Raw genomic sequence first — 15740 nt, 5'->3', positions numbered from 1 at the left:
GGTCAGTCGCAGGTGGTGGCGTCGTAGGACGCCACGACCTCCTGCGAGCGACCGTCCTGGGTGACCACGACCGTGACCTGGCCCGCCTCGACCGCACCCGAACGCGTCGCGAACGACGCCGACGCACTCTTGCCCGACGCCAGACCCACGAACGACCTGCTGCCGAACGCCGACGACACCCTCACGTCCACCGGCGACTCCTCACCGCTCACCGCACGCGCCGAGACCACCACCCGCCCCGCCACGCACTGCGTCCTCGCCGAGACCACCACGTCGAACACAGGCCCCGCCACGACCGCATCGCTCGCCACCGCGAACACGTGCAGGTCCTTGTTCCGCGGGAACGTGATCGAGACGATCTTCTTGCCCTCGGGGGCCACGTAGGGGGCCGTGGAGAACACGAACGCGCTGTCCTTGTCCCCGTTGCGGCGGTCCATGCGCGCGACCACCGCGTTCCCCAGGACCGGGCTGCCGTCCGCGCTGGGCAGGACCCAGTCACCGAAGCCGACCGTGGTCGTGGCCGTGGTCCCGTCCGTGAACGTCACGGTCGCCTGGCCCTGCTGGGTCCCGTTGGTCGCAGCACCGACGAGCGAGAAGCCCGCGCTCGGCGCCGGCAGGACGACCGTCTCGCCGTCGAGCGTGAGCGAGTCCGGGCGTCCTTCGGGCGAGGAGGGCCAGACGAACGGCAGCCCGCCGACGTCGTGCGCCGAACCCGGTGTGAGCCCCGCCTGCGCGAGCGCCTCGCGCGAGAACGAGTTCCCCGCACCGTCGAAGTCGGCGCCGCCCCGCTGGGCCTGGCTCGCGCTCCCCACCGTGTCGAACGCCGCGAACAGGCTTCCCTCGGCCGCGACCCGCACCGTGACCGGGACACGCCTCTCGGTACCCCCGGCCGTGAGCGTGACCTCGACGTCGTGGAAGCCCTCGGGCACGTCCTGCCCCACCGCGAAGGTGAGGTCACCGCGCAGGTGACCTGCGCCGTCGGGCACGAGGGCCTCACCCGTGACCGTGATGCCCGTGGGCGCGTCGACCGAGACCGCGACCTGAGCTTCCAGGTCCCCGAAGAGCTGGGCGTCGACCGGCGACGTCGCCGTGCCGCCCGGGGCGACCGAGACGAGCGCGCTCCCCGCGTTCGCGACGAGCCCCTGCTCACCCTCGCGGAACGACGGCGGCGAGGCCTCGGGCGACGTGCCCCAGGACGTGTCGCGCTCGGCCGACAGGGCCAGCTCGACGACCCCGCCCTCGTGGATCAGGCCCTCGGGCAGGTAGGTCCGGTCCCAGGGCTGCCCGTCGACCGTCATGCCCGTGATGTACCGCTGCCCCGTCGACGCGCCCGGCGCCCGCAGGTCGAGCGCCTTGCCGTCTCCGAGGTCGATCACGACCCGGTCGAAGCGCGGGGTGTTGATCGCCAGGACGTCGGTCCCGGGGGTCGTGGGGTACAGGCCCGCGGCGGCCCAGACGTACCAGCCCGCCTGCGCGCCCAGGTCGTCGTTGCCCGGCTTCCCGTCCGGCGTCGGGGAGAACAGCGTCGCGGTGATCTCGTCGACCAGCTCGGTCGTGCGCCAGGGCTGTCCCACGTAGTCGTACAGCCACGGCACGCCGAAGTTCGGCTCGTTGCCGATCCAGAGCCGGGGCTCGTTGGGACCCGAGTTGTGGGCCGTGGTGAACCGGTCGAGCCGCTCGGCCACGGCCTCCCGACCGCCCAGCCCCTCGGTGAGCGCCGCGACGTTCTGCGGGACGAGCCACGTGTACTGCTCGGCGTTGCCCTCGTCGAAGCCTTCCTGCCCGAACCCGCCGCTCCCGTCCGGGACCACGAACGAGCCGTCCGCGTTGCGGGCTGCGACCGTGCTCGTGCTCGGGTCGAAGATGTTCTGCCAGTACTGGCCGCGCGCCTGGTACTCGGCCGCGGTCTCGTCCTGGCCCAGGGCCCCCGCGAGGCGACCGATCGCGAAGTCCGCGACCGACCACTCGAGCGTGATGGACGCCCCGACCACGCGGTGGTCACCCCGGAACTCCTCGGTCTGCGGGGCGTACCCGCGCTCGAGGTAGGTCCCGATCCCGTGCCGCTGGACGTATCCGCTCGGGGTCCGGCCCTCGGTCGTGGCGCCCTTGACCATGTACTCGAGCGCCGTCTCGGCGTCGAAGTCCCGCGCACCGAACGCGTACATGCTCGCGATGAGGGGGACCGAGCTGTCCCCGGTCATCTGCCCCGTGTACCCGTTGGCGACGGGCCAGCGCGGGAGCCAGCCGCCCTCGACGGCCGAGCTCACGAGCGACTGCGCCATGTCCGAGGCGCGCTCGGGGGCGAGCACCGCCTGGAGCGCGCCGAGCGACCGGTAGGTGTCCCAGTCGGAGAAGTTGGCGTACCGGGTGCGACCGTCGGCGACCTGGTGGATCTGCTGGTCGAACCCGACGTAGCGGCCGTCGACGTCGTCGAACGTGTTGGGGTGCATCATCGAGTGGTACAGCGAGGTGTAGAACATGGTCTTGTCGGCGGCGTCCTCGCCCGCGACCTGGACCTTGCCCAGCAGGTCGGACCAGGCCGCGCGGTTGTCGTCCCTCACCGCGTCGAAGTCCCAGCCCGGGATCTCGGCCGCGAGGTTGGCCTGCGCGCCCTCGACGCTCACGTACGACATCGCGACCTTGGCCTGGACCGTCGAGCCCGGCGCGAACGTCGTCCACGCTCCCGCGCGGCTTCCCTTCGCCGAGCGGTCGCCCGTCGTGAGGGTCGTGCCCTCCCACGTGCCGAACGACGAGAAGTCCTGGTCGAACTCGACCGCGTAGTAGAGCGTGTAGCGGTTGCCCTTGCCGCAGAACCCGCCGCTCGACACCGAGCCGGTGACCGTGCGGCTGCCCGTGACCTCGACCGTGGACCCGAAGACCGTGCCGAGCGAACCGCCCGGGTTGACGATGACCTGCGCGTCGCCCGTCTGCGGATAGTCGAACGTCATGCCGCCCGAGCGCGTCGCGGCCGAGAGCTCGGCCTCGATGCCCGAGCTCTTGAGGGTCACCGCGTACCTGCCCACCTCGGCGCTCTCCTGGTCGTGCGAGAACTCCTCCTTGCGGTCCCACGGCGCACTGCCCACGCTCCCGGCGACAGGCAGGATCGGGACGTCGCCGAACACCCAGCACCCGGCCGACGCGTGGTTCATCGAGAACCCGCGGATCGCCTGGTGCGAGTAGCGGTACCCCGCGTACGCCCGGTCGCCGTTCCCCACCGACACCTGGGTGTCGGGCGAGAGCTGCATCATGCCGAACGGCATCGACGGTCCGGGGAAGTTGTTGATCTCCCCCACGACGCCGTTCGCCTGCCCCGTGCCGACCATCGGGTCGACCAGGTCGACCGGGTCGGTCACCAGTCCGGTGTCGGAGGCCCCGGCCGCTGGTGCCGGCGGGGCGGCGACCGCCGCCCCTCCCACGAGCCCCGCGCCCGCGACGGCCGCTGCGGCGAGTGCCGCGACGACCCTTCGTGTCCTGCCTCGTGCTGTTCTCACGCTCTGCTCCCTCGTTGGTCGTACCTGACCTCGTGACGTGCTGCGGAACGCCGGTCGTCCCGGCGGACCGGGGGCGCCCCGCCCGTGTCCTGCGCGTCGGGCGGGTCGCACCGACGTGCCCGCCCGGGGTTCCCTCTCCCCGGGCGGGCACGTGGTGGGTCAGTCGCAGGTGGTGGCGTCGTAGGACGCCACGACCTCCTGCGAGCGACCGTCCTGGGTGACCACGACCGTGACCTGGCCCGCCTCGACCGCGCCGGAACGCGTCGCGAACGACGCCGACGCACTCTTGCCCGACGCCAGACCCACGAACGACCTGGACCCGAACACCGAGGACACCTTCACGTCCACCGGCAGGTCCTCACCGCTCACCGCACGCGCCGAGACCACCACACGCCCCGCCACGCACTGCGTCCTGGCCGAGACCACCACGTCGAACACAGGCCCCACCACGACCGCATCGCTCGCCACCGCGAACACGTGCATGTTGGTCGCGCGCGGCAGGGTGATCGTCGCGAGCGCCTTGCCCTCGGGGACGGCGATCGGAGCCGTGGCGTACAGGCCGCACCCGATGCGCTGGGTCCCCGTGCCGCTGCCGCGAGCGCCCGCCTTGGCGACGAGGATGTTCCCGGCCACGGGCGACCCCGTGCACCAGTCGCTCAGCTCGACCCGCGTCGTCTGGCTCGTCCCGTCGGTGAATCCCAGGACCAGGTCGCCCCCGTGCGTGCCGTTGTTGCTCGAGCCGACCAGCGAGACCTGGCGCGCTGTGCCGATGCTCGCGCGCACGTCGAGCACCTGGCCGTTCGCGCGGACGTTGTCGGGCGCCCCCGGCTCCTCGGCCGCGAGCACGTAGGTGAGCTGCGTGCCGGGGACGAGCCCCGGCACGCCCTGGACGGCGCCCTGCTCGGCGAGCAGGTCACGCAGGAGGTAGGCCCCCTGCCCGTCGAAGTTCGCGTTCGCGGCGCCGGTGTCGCCGATCCCCACGTTGTCGAAGCTGCTGCGCAGCCACGACTCCGCTGCGACGACGACGGTCACCTCACGGGAGACCTCGTGCCCCGCAGCGTCGGTCACGACGACCGTGACGGGGTACGCACCGGGCGCGACGCCCGGAGCGGCCGAGAGCCTCAGCGGGATCTCGCTCGTGGCCGGCAGCCCGTCCGAGACGACGGACCACGGACCCGAGCCGTCCTGGACCTGGACCGCGTCGCTCCCGGTCACCTGGATCTCGCCCGAGACGGTGCCCGGGCCCTGCGCGACGACGCTCGCCACGAGGTCGACCGTCGCGCCCGGTCGGATGACCGGGTGCGCGGTCGAGAGGCCTGCGAACAGGCGGCTCACCTCGACGTCGACGCGGTCGACCGCGCCCGGCGCGGCGTCCTCGCCCGTGGCCCACGCGGTGTGCTCGGCGCTCGTGGCGAACGACAGCGTTCCGGCCGCGGTCAGCTCGGGGCCCGTGAGGTAGGCGCGGTCCACCGCGGTGTCCCCTGCGGTGACCGAGGCCGTGTAGCGGTTCTCGGTCGACGTCCCCGGTGCGGTGATGTGCAGCTCGCTCCGGGCGTAGAACGACTCGTCGAGGTCGATCCGGACGTCGTCGAACAGGGGGGTCGAGAGGCCCCACGTGTCCGTGCCCGGCACGATCGGGTAGATCCCGAGCCCCGACAGGACGTGCCACGCCGACATGGTGCCCAGGTCGTCGTTGCCCGTGACGCCGTCGGGGCCGTCGGTGAAGAGGGTCAGGGCCGCGCGCACCACGTCGTTGGTCTTCCACGGCTGCCCGGTCCACAGGTACACGTACGGCGCGTGGAGGTTGGGCTCGTTGTTGGGGTTGTAGGTGTCCTGGTCGTAGTAGGAGTAGGTGCCGTTGACCCACACCTCGCGGGCCGTCTTCTCGGGGTCCACGAGCAGCTGGTCGTACGCGAAGAACGCGTCGAGCGCGTCGTTGGCGGCGTCCGTGCCGCCGATCAGGTCCACGAGGCCCGGGACGTCCTGCTGGACGAGCCACTGGTACTGGACCGCGGTGCCCTCGTGGAACCCGTCGCTCTTGGCCGGGTCGGGGTCGCCCACGAACAGGCCGTCGGCGTTGCGGGCGCGGAAGGCCCCGGTGCGCGGGTCGAACACCGAACGGTAGCTCTGGCCGCGCGCGGCGTAGCGGTCGGCGTCCTCGTCATGGCCGAGGCCGCGCGCCATGGTCGCGAGCATCGCGTCCGAGAGCGCGTACTCGAGCGTTGCCGAACCACCGTGCTGCAGGTCGTAGTCTCCGGGCTTGCCCGACCGTCCCGGCTCGTGCGGGACGAACCCGCTCGCCAGGTACGTGTCGTTGCCCGCGCGTCCGTTGAACGGCGAGTCGGCGGGGGCCATGTTGTCGGCGCTCTGCTGGAGGACCGCGTAGGCCTCCTCCTCGTGCCCCGCGAGGAGCCCCTGGCTCCACGCGCTCACGAGGAACGGCGTGGCCGGGTCGCCCGTCATGATGTTGGTCTCGACGGTCCCGTAGCCCCAGCGCGGCAGCCAGCCGCCCTGCTCCGCCGCGCGCACCACGGACAGCGCCATGTCCTGCGACTCCTGCGGGGCGAGGAGCGCGAGCAGCTGCTGCTGCGTGCGGTACGTGTCCCACAGCGAGAAGTTCTGGTAGTAGGTGAAGTCCTCGGCGACGTGGACCTCCTGGTCCCAGCCGCGGTAGCGCCCGTCGACGTCGGTGCCCGTGTTGGGGGCCAGGAAGCTCCGGTAGAGCGAGGAGTAGAAGGTGCGCAGGTCGTCCTCTGCGCCGCGCTGGACGGCGACCGACCCGAGCCGCTCCTCCCACGCGGCGGTCGCGGCCGTGCGGGCCTCGTCGAACGTGCCCGCCTCGGCCTCGAGGTTCGCGGAGGCTCCCGCTGCGTCGACGTAGCTCATCGAGGTGGTCGCCTCGACGTCGAGGTCGCCGCCCGTGGTGTCGAACCGGAGGTAGGCGCCCACGCGGCCGTCGCCCGTGGCGCTCGGGGCGCCCGCCGTGACGGTGCCGCCCTGCCAGGTGCCGTAGGTCGTGAAGGGGCGGTCGAACGTCGTGCGCGTGTGGATCGTGAAGGGCTGCGTGTCCTGGCAGAAGCCGCGCTGGGTGATGGTCGTCTCGACCGTGCGGTCGTCGATCACGGTCACGGTCGACCCGGTGACCCGGTTGAGGGCCTGGCCGGTGTTGATCAGCACGTTCGCCTTGTCGGTCGACGGGAACGTGTAGCGCTGGACCGCGGTGTGCTCGTCGGCCGTGAGCTCGGCGTCGATCGTGCCCGCCGACGCCTGGAGCCCCACGCGGTAGTACCCGGGCGAGGCCTCCTCGTCGTCGTGCGAGTACTGCAGGGCGTACTGCCCGTAGTCGGTCGAGGTGACGTCGCCCGTCGTGGGCAGGACGGGCAGCGTGCCACCCAGCCCGCACCCGACCCCCGAGAGGTGCACGAGCGAGAACCCGCGGATGCGGTCGCGCCCGTGGTCGTACCCGACGTTGTGGCCGTTGTCGGGCGAGAACTGCACCATGCCGAACGGGACGCTCGCCCCGGGGTAGGTGTTCCCGTCGTCCTTGGTCCCGATGAACGGGTTGACGTACGAGACGAGGGGCTGGTCCACCGGGACGACCTCGGCCTGGACCGCGGTCGGGGCGGCCGGCGCCGCGCCCGCGGCCGCGGCCGCGGCCGGGAGAGCGGTCGCCGCAGGAACGGCCCCCACGAGGAGCGCGAGCGCCAGGGCGGTCGACGGGATCGGGCTCCGACGGTGCTGCTTCGAACGAGTTGTCGCGTGCTGACGAGGAGTCATACGGCTCGCCCTCCTGCCCACCACGGCGTGGGCTGCTCGGTGTACCCAGCGTCAGTGCTGGGCGTTCTGCACCTTTGCATGGCATGACAGCGCTGTCCACGGGAGCCATAAGGTTGCCGTCCCCCGGTGGCGCGGCACAGCCGGGCGACCACGCGACGCGGCCCACCGCCCGGCGCCCGCTCTGCGACAATGGCCACGATGAGCACCACGACCCCCACCACCCGTCCCGAGCCCGGCCTGGTTCGTCACCTGCCGGCACCGGACGGCTCGGGCACCCCGGACCCTGACGCCCTCTACGAAGGGTTCACCGAGTGGGCCACCGAGACGGGGATCGACCTCTACGCCCACCAGGACGAGGCCGTCATCGAGATCTTCTCGGGCGCGCACGTCATCCTGGCCACGCCCACGGGGTCGGGCAAGTCGCTCGTGGCGGTCGGCGCGCACTACGCGGCCCTCGCCGCGCACCGTGCAGGAACCCCCGGGCGCAGCTACTACACGGCCCCGCTCAAGGCGCTCGTGAGCGAGAAGTTCTTCGCTCTCGTCGCGGTGTTCGGGTCCGCGAACGTGGGCATGATGACGGGCGACTCGTCGGTCAACCCGACCGCACCGATCATCTGCTGCACCGCGGAGATCCTCGCGAACATCGCGCTGCGCGACGGCGCCGACGCGGACGTCGCGCAGGTCGTCATGGACGAGTTCCACTACTACGCGGACCCGCAGCGCGGCTGGGCCTGGCAGGTCCCGCTCCTCGAGCTGCCCCAGGCGCAGTTCGTGCTCATGTCCGCGACGCTGGGCGACACGAGCACGTTCACCGAGGACCTCGAGACCCGCACGGGACGCCCCGTCGCCGAGGTCACGAGCGCCGAGCGTCCCGTGCCGCTCACGTTCGCCTACGTCGTCGAGCCGCTGGGCGAGGTCATCGAGGAGCTCGTCACGACGCACCGGGCGCCCGTCTACGTCGTGCACTTCACCCAGAAGGACGCGGTCGACCGCGCCCAGGCCCTGCTGAGCATCAACGTCGCGAGCCGCTCGGAGAAGGACGCGATCGCGGCCGAGCTGGGCGACTTCCGCTTCACGTCGGGGTTCGGCAGGACGCTCAGCAAGTTCCTGCGCCACGGCGTGGGCGTGCACCACGCGGGCATGCTGCCCAAGTACCGTCGCGTGGTCGAGCGCCTGACCCAGGCCGGGCTGCTCAAGGTCGTGTGCGGCACCGACACCCTGGGCGTCGGCATCAACGTCCCCATCCGCACCGTCCTCATGACGAGCCTCGTGAAGTTCGACGGCGAGCGCATGCGCCACCTCACGGCACGCGAGTTCCACCAGATCGCGGGCCGCGCCGGCCGTGCGGGCTACGACACGCTCGGTGAGGTCCTCGTCATGGCCCCCGAGCACGTGATCGAGAACCGCAAGCTGCTCGCCAAGGCCGGGGACGACCCCAAGAAGCTCAAGAAGATCGTCCGCAAGAAGGCACCCGCAGGTGCGGTCAACTGGACCGACGCGACGTTCGAGCGTCTGCGCGACGCCGACCCCGAGGCCCTGACCAGCCACTTCACGGTCAACCACGCCATGGTGCTCAACGTGCTCGCCCGTGGGGACAAGGGCGAGGACCCGGTCCGAGCCATGAAGCACCTGCTCACGGCCAACCACGACACCGAGGCCCAGCGCGAGCGCCACGTGCGCCAGGTGTTCCGCATCTACCGCTCGCTGCGCGTCGCGGGCATCGTCGAGCGCGTGCGCGTGCCCGACCCGACGTACCCGAGCGGGCAGCGCCCCACGGTGCGCCTCACGGTCGACCTGCCGCGCGAGTTCGCGCTCAACCAGCCCTTGTCGCCGTTCGCGCTCGCGGCGCTCGACCTGCTCGACGTCGAGTCCCCCACGCACGCGCTCGACGTCGTCTCGGTCCTGGAGGCCACGCTGTCCGACCCGCGCCAGGTGCTCGTCGCGCAGCAGCACCGGGCCCGCGGCGAGGCCGTGGCGGCCATGAAGGCCGAGGGGTACGAGTACGAGGAGCGCATGGCGCTGCTCGAGACCATCACGTGGCCCAAGCCCCTCGCAGAGCTGCTCGAGCCCGCGTTCGTCACGTACAAGCACTCGAACCCGTGGGTCTCCGACGCCGAGCTCTCGCCCAAGTCGGTCGTGCGGGACATGGTCGAGCGGGCCATGACCTTCGGAGAGTTCGTGTCCGTGTACGGCCTGGACCGCACCGAGGGTGTCGTGCTGCGCTACCTCGCGGACGCGTACCGCTCGATGCGCCAGACGATCTCCGAGGAGCACCGCACCGAGGAGGTCCAGGACATCACCGAGTGGCTGGGCGAGCTGGTACGGGGCACCGACTCTTCGCTGCTCGACGAGTGGGAGCGCCTGGCCAACCCGGTCGACGACGACGCGGACGACGAGGTCGGCGACGGCCCGCTGTCCGGCACGGGCGCCGAGGCCCCGGTCCGTCCCGTCACGGGCAACCCGCGCTCGTTCCGCGTCCTGGTCCGCAACGCCCTGTTCCGCCGGGTCGAGCTCGCGGCGCGCGAGAACTACGACGCGCTCGAGGCCCTCGACAAGGCGAGCGGCTGGGACGGCGACGCGTGGGCCGACGCGCTCGACCCGATGTTCGAGCTGCACGGCAACGACGCGATCGGCGTGGACGCCGCGGCGCGCTCGTCGGCCCTCGTGCAGATCTTCGAGAACGGCGTGCGCCCCGACGGCGAGCGCGTCGAGCCCGGCACGTGGTTCGTCCGCCAGGTGCTCGACGACCCGGCCGGCGACCACGACTGGGCGATCAGCGCCGTCGTCGACCTCGCGGCGAGCGACGAGGCCGGTGCCGTGGTGCTGAGCGTCGTGGCGGTCGGGACGATCTGACGGGGTCTACCGGACCACGTCGTCGGCCGGGCGGCGGGGCGTCCGGGGGGACGTCGCGCTGTATCCCAGTCGCAGCACCATCTGAGGCGCCCCCGCGTCGAGCGCCGCCGCGAGCGCGGCCCGCGTGGTCGGGTTCTCCAGGACCGTCGTCGCGAACGAGGCGTGCACGAAGTAGGTGGTCGCGGTCAGCAGGACGCGTTCGAGGGCCTGGCCCGCTGCGAGCCAGTCACGCACGGAGTCGCCGGGGGTCGTGAGGACCGCGAGCGTCGACCGGTGCTCGAACGCGGCCCGGTCGCTCGTGCGGTCGCCGCCGAAGTGCCGCACGGGGGCCAGCGCGTCGTCGCTCGCAGGACCGAGCGCCGCGACCGGGATCCCGTCGGGCCGGTCGGGGTCGCTCGTGACCCAGCGCGCCTGCTCGACGCGGCCCGTGTGGTCCTTGCCGGCGGCCTCCTCGGCCTCGCGCACGAGGTCCAGCAGCACGGTCCGCTCGGGCGCCTGCGGCGCGAGCGTCACGAGCCGTGCCCCCTCGGACGTCGCCGCCCTGTCGAGGTCGTCGACGACGTCGGCGTCGAGCGGCTGGTCCTCGAACGGCACCCGTGACGTGGCACGCCGCTCGATCGCGACCGCGAGGTCGAGCTCGTCGGCGTCGGGCAGGACGCCCGGCACCAGGTCGACGCGGGCGACCAGGGCAGGGTCGGCGTCGTCGGGCAGCAGCGTCAGCACCGGACGGAAGGACTCGCGGCGCGCCGCGACGCGCAGGTTCGCGAGGAACGCGCCACAGCTGATGAGCATCTCCCGGCCTGCGGGGTCGGCGTGCGTCAGCCGGCGCGAGTCGTCGGCCAGGACGTCGAGCGTGGTGCCGCGCACGCGGACCGACCACGGCTGGGTGTTGTGGACGCTGGGGGCCCGCGACGCGGCCGCGAGGATCCGTTCGATACGAGGGTCGTCGATGCTCATGTGCGTTCTCCCTGCTCCGATGCGCCCCTGACGCATCCCCTGCCGGCGGTCACCTCTGCCACCTCGAGCCTCTCAGGACGGGCCGGGGTCGGCCAGGGACGAAGGTCCTCGCGGGCCTGAGGTGCAGGTCACACGCTCGGCGCCCGGGACGGGAGCGAGCGCGTCGTGGCCCACCACGACAGGCTCGCTCCCCCGTCCTACCGTGGCCTCATGAGCGCACGCGACCAGGAGACGACACCGCACGAGGGAGAGCAGCACCAGACCGAGGGGACCGGGTCGCGGCTCAACAGGCTGCGCGCCGGGGTGCTCGGCGCGAACGACGGGATCGTCTCGACCGCGGGCGTGGTCGTGGGTGTCGCCGCCACCAGCACGTCGATCCCCGTCATCGCGACCGCGGGCGCCGCCGCGCTGCTCGCCGGGGCCCTGTCGATGGCCGCGGGCGAGTACGTCTCGGTGAGCACGCAGCGCGACACCGAGGAGGCCATGCTCGCCAAGGAGCGCCAGGAGCTCGCGACCATGCCCGACGAGGAGCTCACCGAGCTCGCGGGGATCTACCGGGCCAAGGGGCTCACGCCCGAGCTCGCGCACGAGGTCGCCGTCCAGCTCACGGCGCACGACCCGCTCGCGGCGCACGCCGACGCCGAGCTCAACATCGACCCCGACGACCTGACCTCGCCGTGGGAGGCCGCGGTCGCCTCGATCGTCTCGTTCACGGTGGGTGGTCTGCTCCCCATGGCCGCGATCCTCCTGTCCCCCACCGCAGCACGGATCCCCGTGACGTTCGTCGCGGTCGTCCTGGCGCTGGTCCTCACGGGTTGGGGCAGCGCGAAGCTCGGGCAGTCGCCGACCCGGCGGGCCACGATCCGCACGGTCCTGGGTGGCGCGATCGCCATGGCGGTGACGTACGGGATCGGCTCGCTCGTCGACGTGAACGTCTAGCGGGACCCCGCTCCGCGGCTCAGTGCATGAACGGCCCGAAGATGGCGGCCACCATCGCCGCTGCCCGATCGGCGTCCCCCTCCGCGATCGCCTCGACCAGCTCGTGGTGGCGACGGTGGGCCGCGTCCTCGTCCTCGTGCTCCTCGTCGCGCATGTGGACCGCGAAGACGTCGAGCATGCTGGAGTAGAGCTGCAGGTAGAGCGGGTTGTGCGTGGCCGCCACGATCGCACGGTGCAGGTCGAGGTCGGCGCCTGCCCGCTGGTCGCGGTCCCCTGTCGACCAGATCGATGCGCGTCGGTCGCGCAGCTCGCGCAGCAGCTCGACGTCGGCTTCCGAGCGGCTCGATGCGGCGAGCGAGGCCGCGGTGCTGTCCAGGGCGAGGCGCAGCTCCAGGTAGTGGCGACGGCTGCCCCCGGCGAGCTGACGTTCCAGGGTGCTCGTCAGCTCGGAGCTGGAGATGACGAAGGTGCCGCGGCCCTGCTCACGGCGCAGCAGACCCGCGTGCACCAACGACTGGAGCGCTTCGCGGACCGTGTTCCGCCCCACCCCGAACTCCGCCACCAGGTCGGTCTCGGTCGGTATCCGTTCGCCGACCGGCCAGCGACCGGAGACCACCTCGTCGCGGAAGCGCTCGACCGCCTGGTCGATCAGACCTGCTCGACGCATCGGCCGCCGTGTGTCAGACTCACCTGGATTCATCCCATGATCCCATCATTCGCCGATCTCATCGTGGAGTTTAGCGTGACGACACTCTCTCCAGCGCGCATCCCGGTACGCCGTGGGCGCCTGACCGTGTGGGCCGGCCTTGCCGTCGCGCTGACGGCGGTCAACCTCCGCACGGCCGTGACCGGATTCACCCCGCTCCTCGAGATCATGGGGTCCGACCTCGGGTTCGGGGTGGCCCTGGCAGGCCTGCTCGGGACCGTGCCTGCGGCGTCGTTCGCCGTCTTCGGGTTTCTCGCCCCGGTGGTGACGAGGAGGTTCGGGCTCGAGCGCACGGCCACGGTGGCGCTGAGCCTGACCGCCCTGTCGCTCGTGGTGCGCGCCTTCTCACCGACTCCCCTGGCGCTCGTGCTGTCGACCGTGCTGGCCCTGGCCGGGATCGGCGCCGCGAACGTCGTGATCGTCCCCCTGGTGAAGGCCTGGTTCCCCGACCGGATCGCCCTGTGGACCTCGCTCTACCTGCTCCTGATGCAGACGGGTCAGTTCGTCGCCCCGCTGCTGGCCGTCCCGGTGGCGGAGGCGACGAGCTGGCGGCTCTCGGTAGGGGTCTGGGCGGTCCCGGCCGCGCTGGCCGCGGTGGTGTGGCTCGTCCTGGCAGCGCGGCTGCCCGCCGACCACCACCGCCCGAGCGTCCCGGCGACCACGGGGGCGAGGCCACGGATCAGCCGGTCGTCGACCGCCTGGGGTCTGGTCGTCCTGTTCGCGATGATGGCCCTGTCCAACTACGGGATCATCACCTGGGTGCCGGCCGTGCTCACCGACGCGGGCGGGAGCCCGGCCCTGGGCGGCTCCATGATCGCGCTGTACTCGGCCTGGGGCGTGGCTGCGGCGTTGGTGGTCCCGCACGTGGCCACGCGCATGGCGAACCCGTTCGTCGTGGTCGTCGCGTGCTCGGTCGTCCTGATGGCCGGCTACCTGGGCCTAATCCTCTCCCCGCTCGGCGGCACGGTGCTCTGGGTGTGCGCCCTCGGGATCGGGGTGAGCACGTTCCCGCTCTGCATGACGCTGATCAACCGCCGGACCAGGACCCCGGAGTCGGCATCGGCCGTCTCCGGCTTCGTCCAGGGGATCGGCTACGGCCTGGCCTGCTTCGGCCCGCTGGGCCTGGGCCTTCTCCGCGAGGCGACCGGCTCGTGGACGATCCCGCTCCTCGCGCTCGCAGCGACCGTGGTCCCCGGAGTGGTCGCCGGCTGGTTCGCCTGCCGTCCACGCTTCGTGGAGGACTCGGCGACACGACCGCCGCAACAAGCCGCCACCTTCCCGCACCCCCCGCAGACGCGCGCCTAGGGGCACAATCTCCCTGTGGCCAAGAAGCAGAAGTCCTCCCCCCACGCAGGCACCCCCGCGCTCGTCGCGCTCGAGAAGGCCGGGGTCCCGCACACCGTGCACCCCTACGAGCACGACCCGTCGTCCGACCTGAGCTACGGGCTCGAGGCGGCGGCCGCGATCGGCATCCCGGCCGAGCAGGTGTTCAAGACCCTGGTCACCTCGGTCGACGGGACGCTCGTCGTGGGCGTCGTGCCCGTGGACCGCAAGCTCGACCTCAAGGCGCTCGCCCACGCGGCGGGCGGCAAGAAGGCCGCGATGGCCGAGCAGGCCGCGGCCGAGCGTGCGACCGGGTACGTGGTGGGCGGCATCTCGCCCCTGGGCCAGCGTCAACGGCTGCGCACCGTGATCGACGAGTCGGCACTGGCGTTCGACGCCGTCTACGTCTCGGGCGGGCGCCGCGGGCTCGACGTGGGCCTGGCCCCCGCGGACCTGGTCTCCCTCACGGGCGCGGTGACAGCACCCATCGCTCGCGACTGACGGGCCCGTCCTCGGCCGCCCTGGCGCTGCCCTCCGACGGGTAACACTGTCTCAGCATGTGCGACGGGCCTTCCGGTCCGTGGACACCGTTCCTAGAGTGACGAGCGTGCCCGAGCGGTACCCACCGCGCCGGCACGCACGTCTCAGCCCGACCCCGCCCGCGCCGTCCTGCGTGCATCCCCGCCGCCGCCCTGCCAGCCCATGAGCCCTCAGGAGGACATCATGTCCGCACCCCTCGACACGACCGAGAAGATCGCCGCCTACGCCCACCCCGACCGCCTCGTCTCCACGGACTGGCTCGCCGAGCACCTGCACGACGAGAACGTCGTCGTCGTCGAGTCCGACGAGGACGTGCTGCTCTACGAGACCGGGCACGTCCCGGGCGCCGTCAAGGTCGACTGGCACACCGACCTCAACGACCCCGACCTGCGCGACTACCTCGACGGCAAGGGCTTCGCCCAGCTGCTCGGCTCCAAGGGCATCTCGCGCGACACCACGGTCGTCCTGTACGGCGACAAGAACAACTGGTGGGCCGCGTACTCGGCATGGGTCTTCACGCTGTTCGGCCACGAGGACGTCCGCCTCCTCGACGGCGGGCGCGGCAAGTGGATCGCCGAGGGCCGCGAGACCACGACCGACGTCCCCACGCCCGAGCCCGTCGAGTACCCCGTGGTCGAGCGCGACGACGAGACGATCCGCGCCTTCAAGGAGGACGTGCTCGCTCACCTGGGCAACGGCCCGCTGGTCGACATCCGTTCGCCGCAGGAGTTCACGGGCGAGCGCCTGCACATCCCGGACTACCCCGAGGAGGGCGTGCTGCGCGGCGGTCACATCCCCACGGCGCGCAACGTCCCGTGGGCGACCGCGGTCGCCGAGGACGGCACCTACAAGTCGCGCGAGGAGCTCGAGGCGATCTACCAGGAGGGCGGCCTGGGGCTGTCGACCGACGACGAGGTCATCACCTACTGCCGTATCGGCGAGCGTTCGAGCCACACGTGGTTCGCGCTGACGTACCTGCTCGGCTTCGACAAGGTCCGCAACTACGACGGCTCGTGGACCGAGTGGGGCAACGCGGTCCGCGTCCCGATCGTCAAGGGCACCGAGCCGGGCGAGGTCCCCGCGCGCCTCTGAGGTGACGCCCCGCACGGGGCGCTCTCCTGGTGCCCGACGGCGGTGGGCCGGGTCGCGGACCC

The 15740-nt window shown here is 72.2% G+C and carries 9 protein-coding genes; 5 read left to right on the top strand and 4 right to left on the bottom strand.

From position 1 onward, the window contains the following. Positions 1 to 2: 2 nt before the first annotated feature. Together ACFWFR_RS10430 and ACFWFR_RS10425 are read right to left on the bottom strand one after the other, a co-directional pair. Entirely contained in the window at positions 3 to 3491 is a 3489-nt protein-coding gene (locus tag ACFWFR_RS10430; protein ID WP_377622882.1) for a GH92 family glycosyl hydrolase, read from the bottom strand. A 159-nt stretch (positions 3492 to 3650) separates the two neighbouring features. Continuing rightward, the gene (locus tag ACFWFR_RS10425) at positions 3651 to 7268 is read right to left on the bottom strand and encodes a GH92 family glycosyl hydrolase (protein ID WP_377622880.1); all 3618 of its coding nucleotides are present in this window, start codon (positions 7266 to 7268) and stop codon (positions 3651 to 3653) included. Between the two features lie 198 nt (positions 7269 to 7466). Between ACFWFR_RS10425 and ACFWFR_RS10420 the strand changes: the two genes are divergently transcribed. After that, positions 7467 to 10121, top strand: coding sequence for a DEAD/DEAH box helicase (locus ACFWFR_RS10420; RefSeq protein WP_377622878.1), 2655 nt, complete (start codon positions 7467 to 7469; stop codon positions 10119 to 10121). Between the two features lie 6 nt (positions 10122 to 10127). Here the strand turns inward: ACFWFR_RS10420 and ACFWFR_RS10415 are convergent, their stop codons facing one another. Beyond that, positions 10128 to 11078: an Acg family FMN-binding oxidoreductase gene (locus ACFWFR_RS10415; protein ID WP_377622876.1), complete on the bottom strand. Its 951-nt coding sequence runs from the start codon at positions 11076 to 11078 to the stop codon at positions 10128 to 10130. Positions 11079 to 11288: 210 nt separating this feature from the next. On the opposite strand from ACFWFR_RS10415, the gene ACFWFR_RS10410 reads away from it, so the two are divergent. Then, complete coding sequence (locus ACFWFR_RS10410) at positions 11289 to 12017, top strand: VIT family protein (protein ID WP_377622874.1); 729 nt, start codon at positions 11289 to 11291, stop codon at positions 12015 to 12017. Between the two features lie 19 nt (positions 12018 to 12036). On the opposite strand, the gene ACFWFR_RS10405 is transcribed toward ACFWFR_RS10410, so the two are convergent. Next, entirely contained in the window at positions 12037 to 12684 is a 648-nt protein-coding gene (locus ACFWFR_RS10405; RefSeq protein WP_377615963.1) for a FadR/GntR family transcriptional regulator, read from the bottom strand. A 75-nt stretch (positions 12685 to 12759) separates the two neighbouring features. Here ACFWFR_RS10405 and ACFWFR_RS10400 point away from each other — a divergent pair, with 75 nt between their 5' ends. The 3 genes from ACFWFR_RS10400 to ACFWFR_RS10390 all read left to right on the top strand — a co-directional run bounded on the left by ACFWFR_RS10400 (position 12760) and on the right by ACFWFR_RS10390 (position 15678). Beyond that, positions 12760 to 14028 (top strand): CynX/NimT family MFS transporter, encoded by a 1269-nt coding sequence (locus ACFWFR_RS10400; protein WP_377622872.1) that lies wholly within the window; start codon positions 12760 to 12762, stop codon positions 14026 to 14028. A 15-nt stretch (positions 14029 to 14043) separates the two neighbouring features. After that, the gene (ybaK, locus tag ACFWFR_RS10395; protein WP_191802911.1) at positions 14044 to 14547 is read left to right on the top strand and encodes a Cys-tRNA(Pro) deacylase; all 504 of its coding nucleotides are present in this window, start codon (positions 14044 to 14046) and stop codon (positions 14545 to 14547) included. Positions 14548 to 14769: 222 nt separating this feature from the next. Next, on the top strand, positions 14770 to 15678 hold the full coding sequence (locus tag ACFWFR_RS10390) for a sulfurtransferase (RefSeq protein ID WP_377622869.1): 909 nt from the start codon (positions 14770 to 14772) through the stop codon (positions 15676 to 15678). The last annotated feature ends 62 nt before the right edge of the window (positions 15679 to 15740 follow it).

Origin of the sequence: Oerskovia sp. NPDC060287 (assembly GCF_042726775.1) — a bacterium.
Taxonomy (GTDB): Bacteria; Actinomycetota; Actinomycetes; order Actinomycetales; family Cellulomonadaceae; genus Oerskovia; species Oerskovia merdavium.
This window is presented reverse-complemented; position numbering and strand designations above follow the sequence as displayed.

Excerpts from the sequence above, each read along its gene's own strand:
- ACFWFR_RS10425 (WP_377622880.1), bottom strand. The coding sequence starts at position 7,268 with ATGACTCCTCGTCAGCACGCGACAACTCGTTCGAAGCAGCACCGTCGG.
- ACFWFR_RS10420 (WP_377622878.1), top strand. The coding sequence starts at position 7,467 with ATGAGCACCACGACCCCCACCACCCGTCCCGAGCCCGGCCTGGTTCGT.
- ACFWFR_RS10415 (WP_377622876.1), bottom strand. The coding sequence starts at position 11,078 with ATGAGCATCGACGACCCTCGTATCGAACGGATCCTCGCGGCCGCGTCG.
- ACFWFR_RS10410 (WP_377622874.1), top strand. The coding sequence starts at position 11,289 with ATGAGCGCACGCGACCAGGAGACGACACCGCACGAGGGAGAGCAGCAC.
- ACFWFR_RS10405 (WP_377615963.1), bottom strand. The coding sequence starts at position 12,684 with ATGCGTCGAGCAGGTCTGATCGACCAGGCGGTCGAGCGCTTCCGCGAC.
- ACFWFR_RS10390 (WP_377622869.1), top strand. The coding sequence starts at position 14,770 with ATGTCCGCACCCCTCGACACGACCGAGAAGATCGCCGCCTACGCCCAC.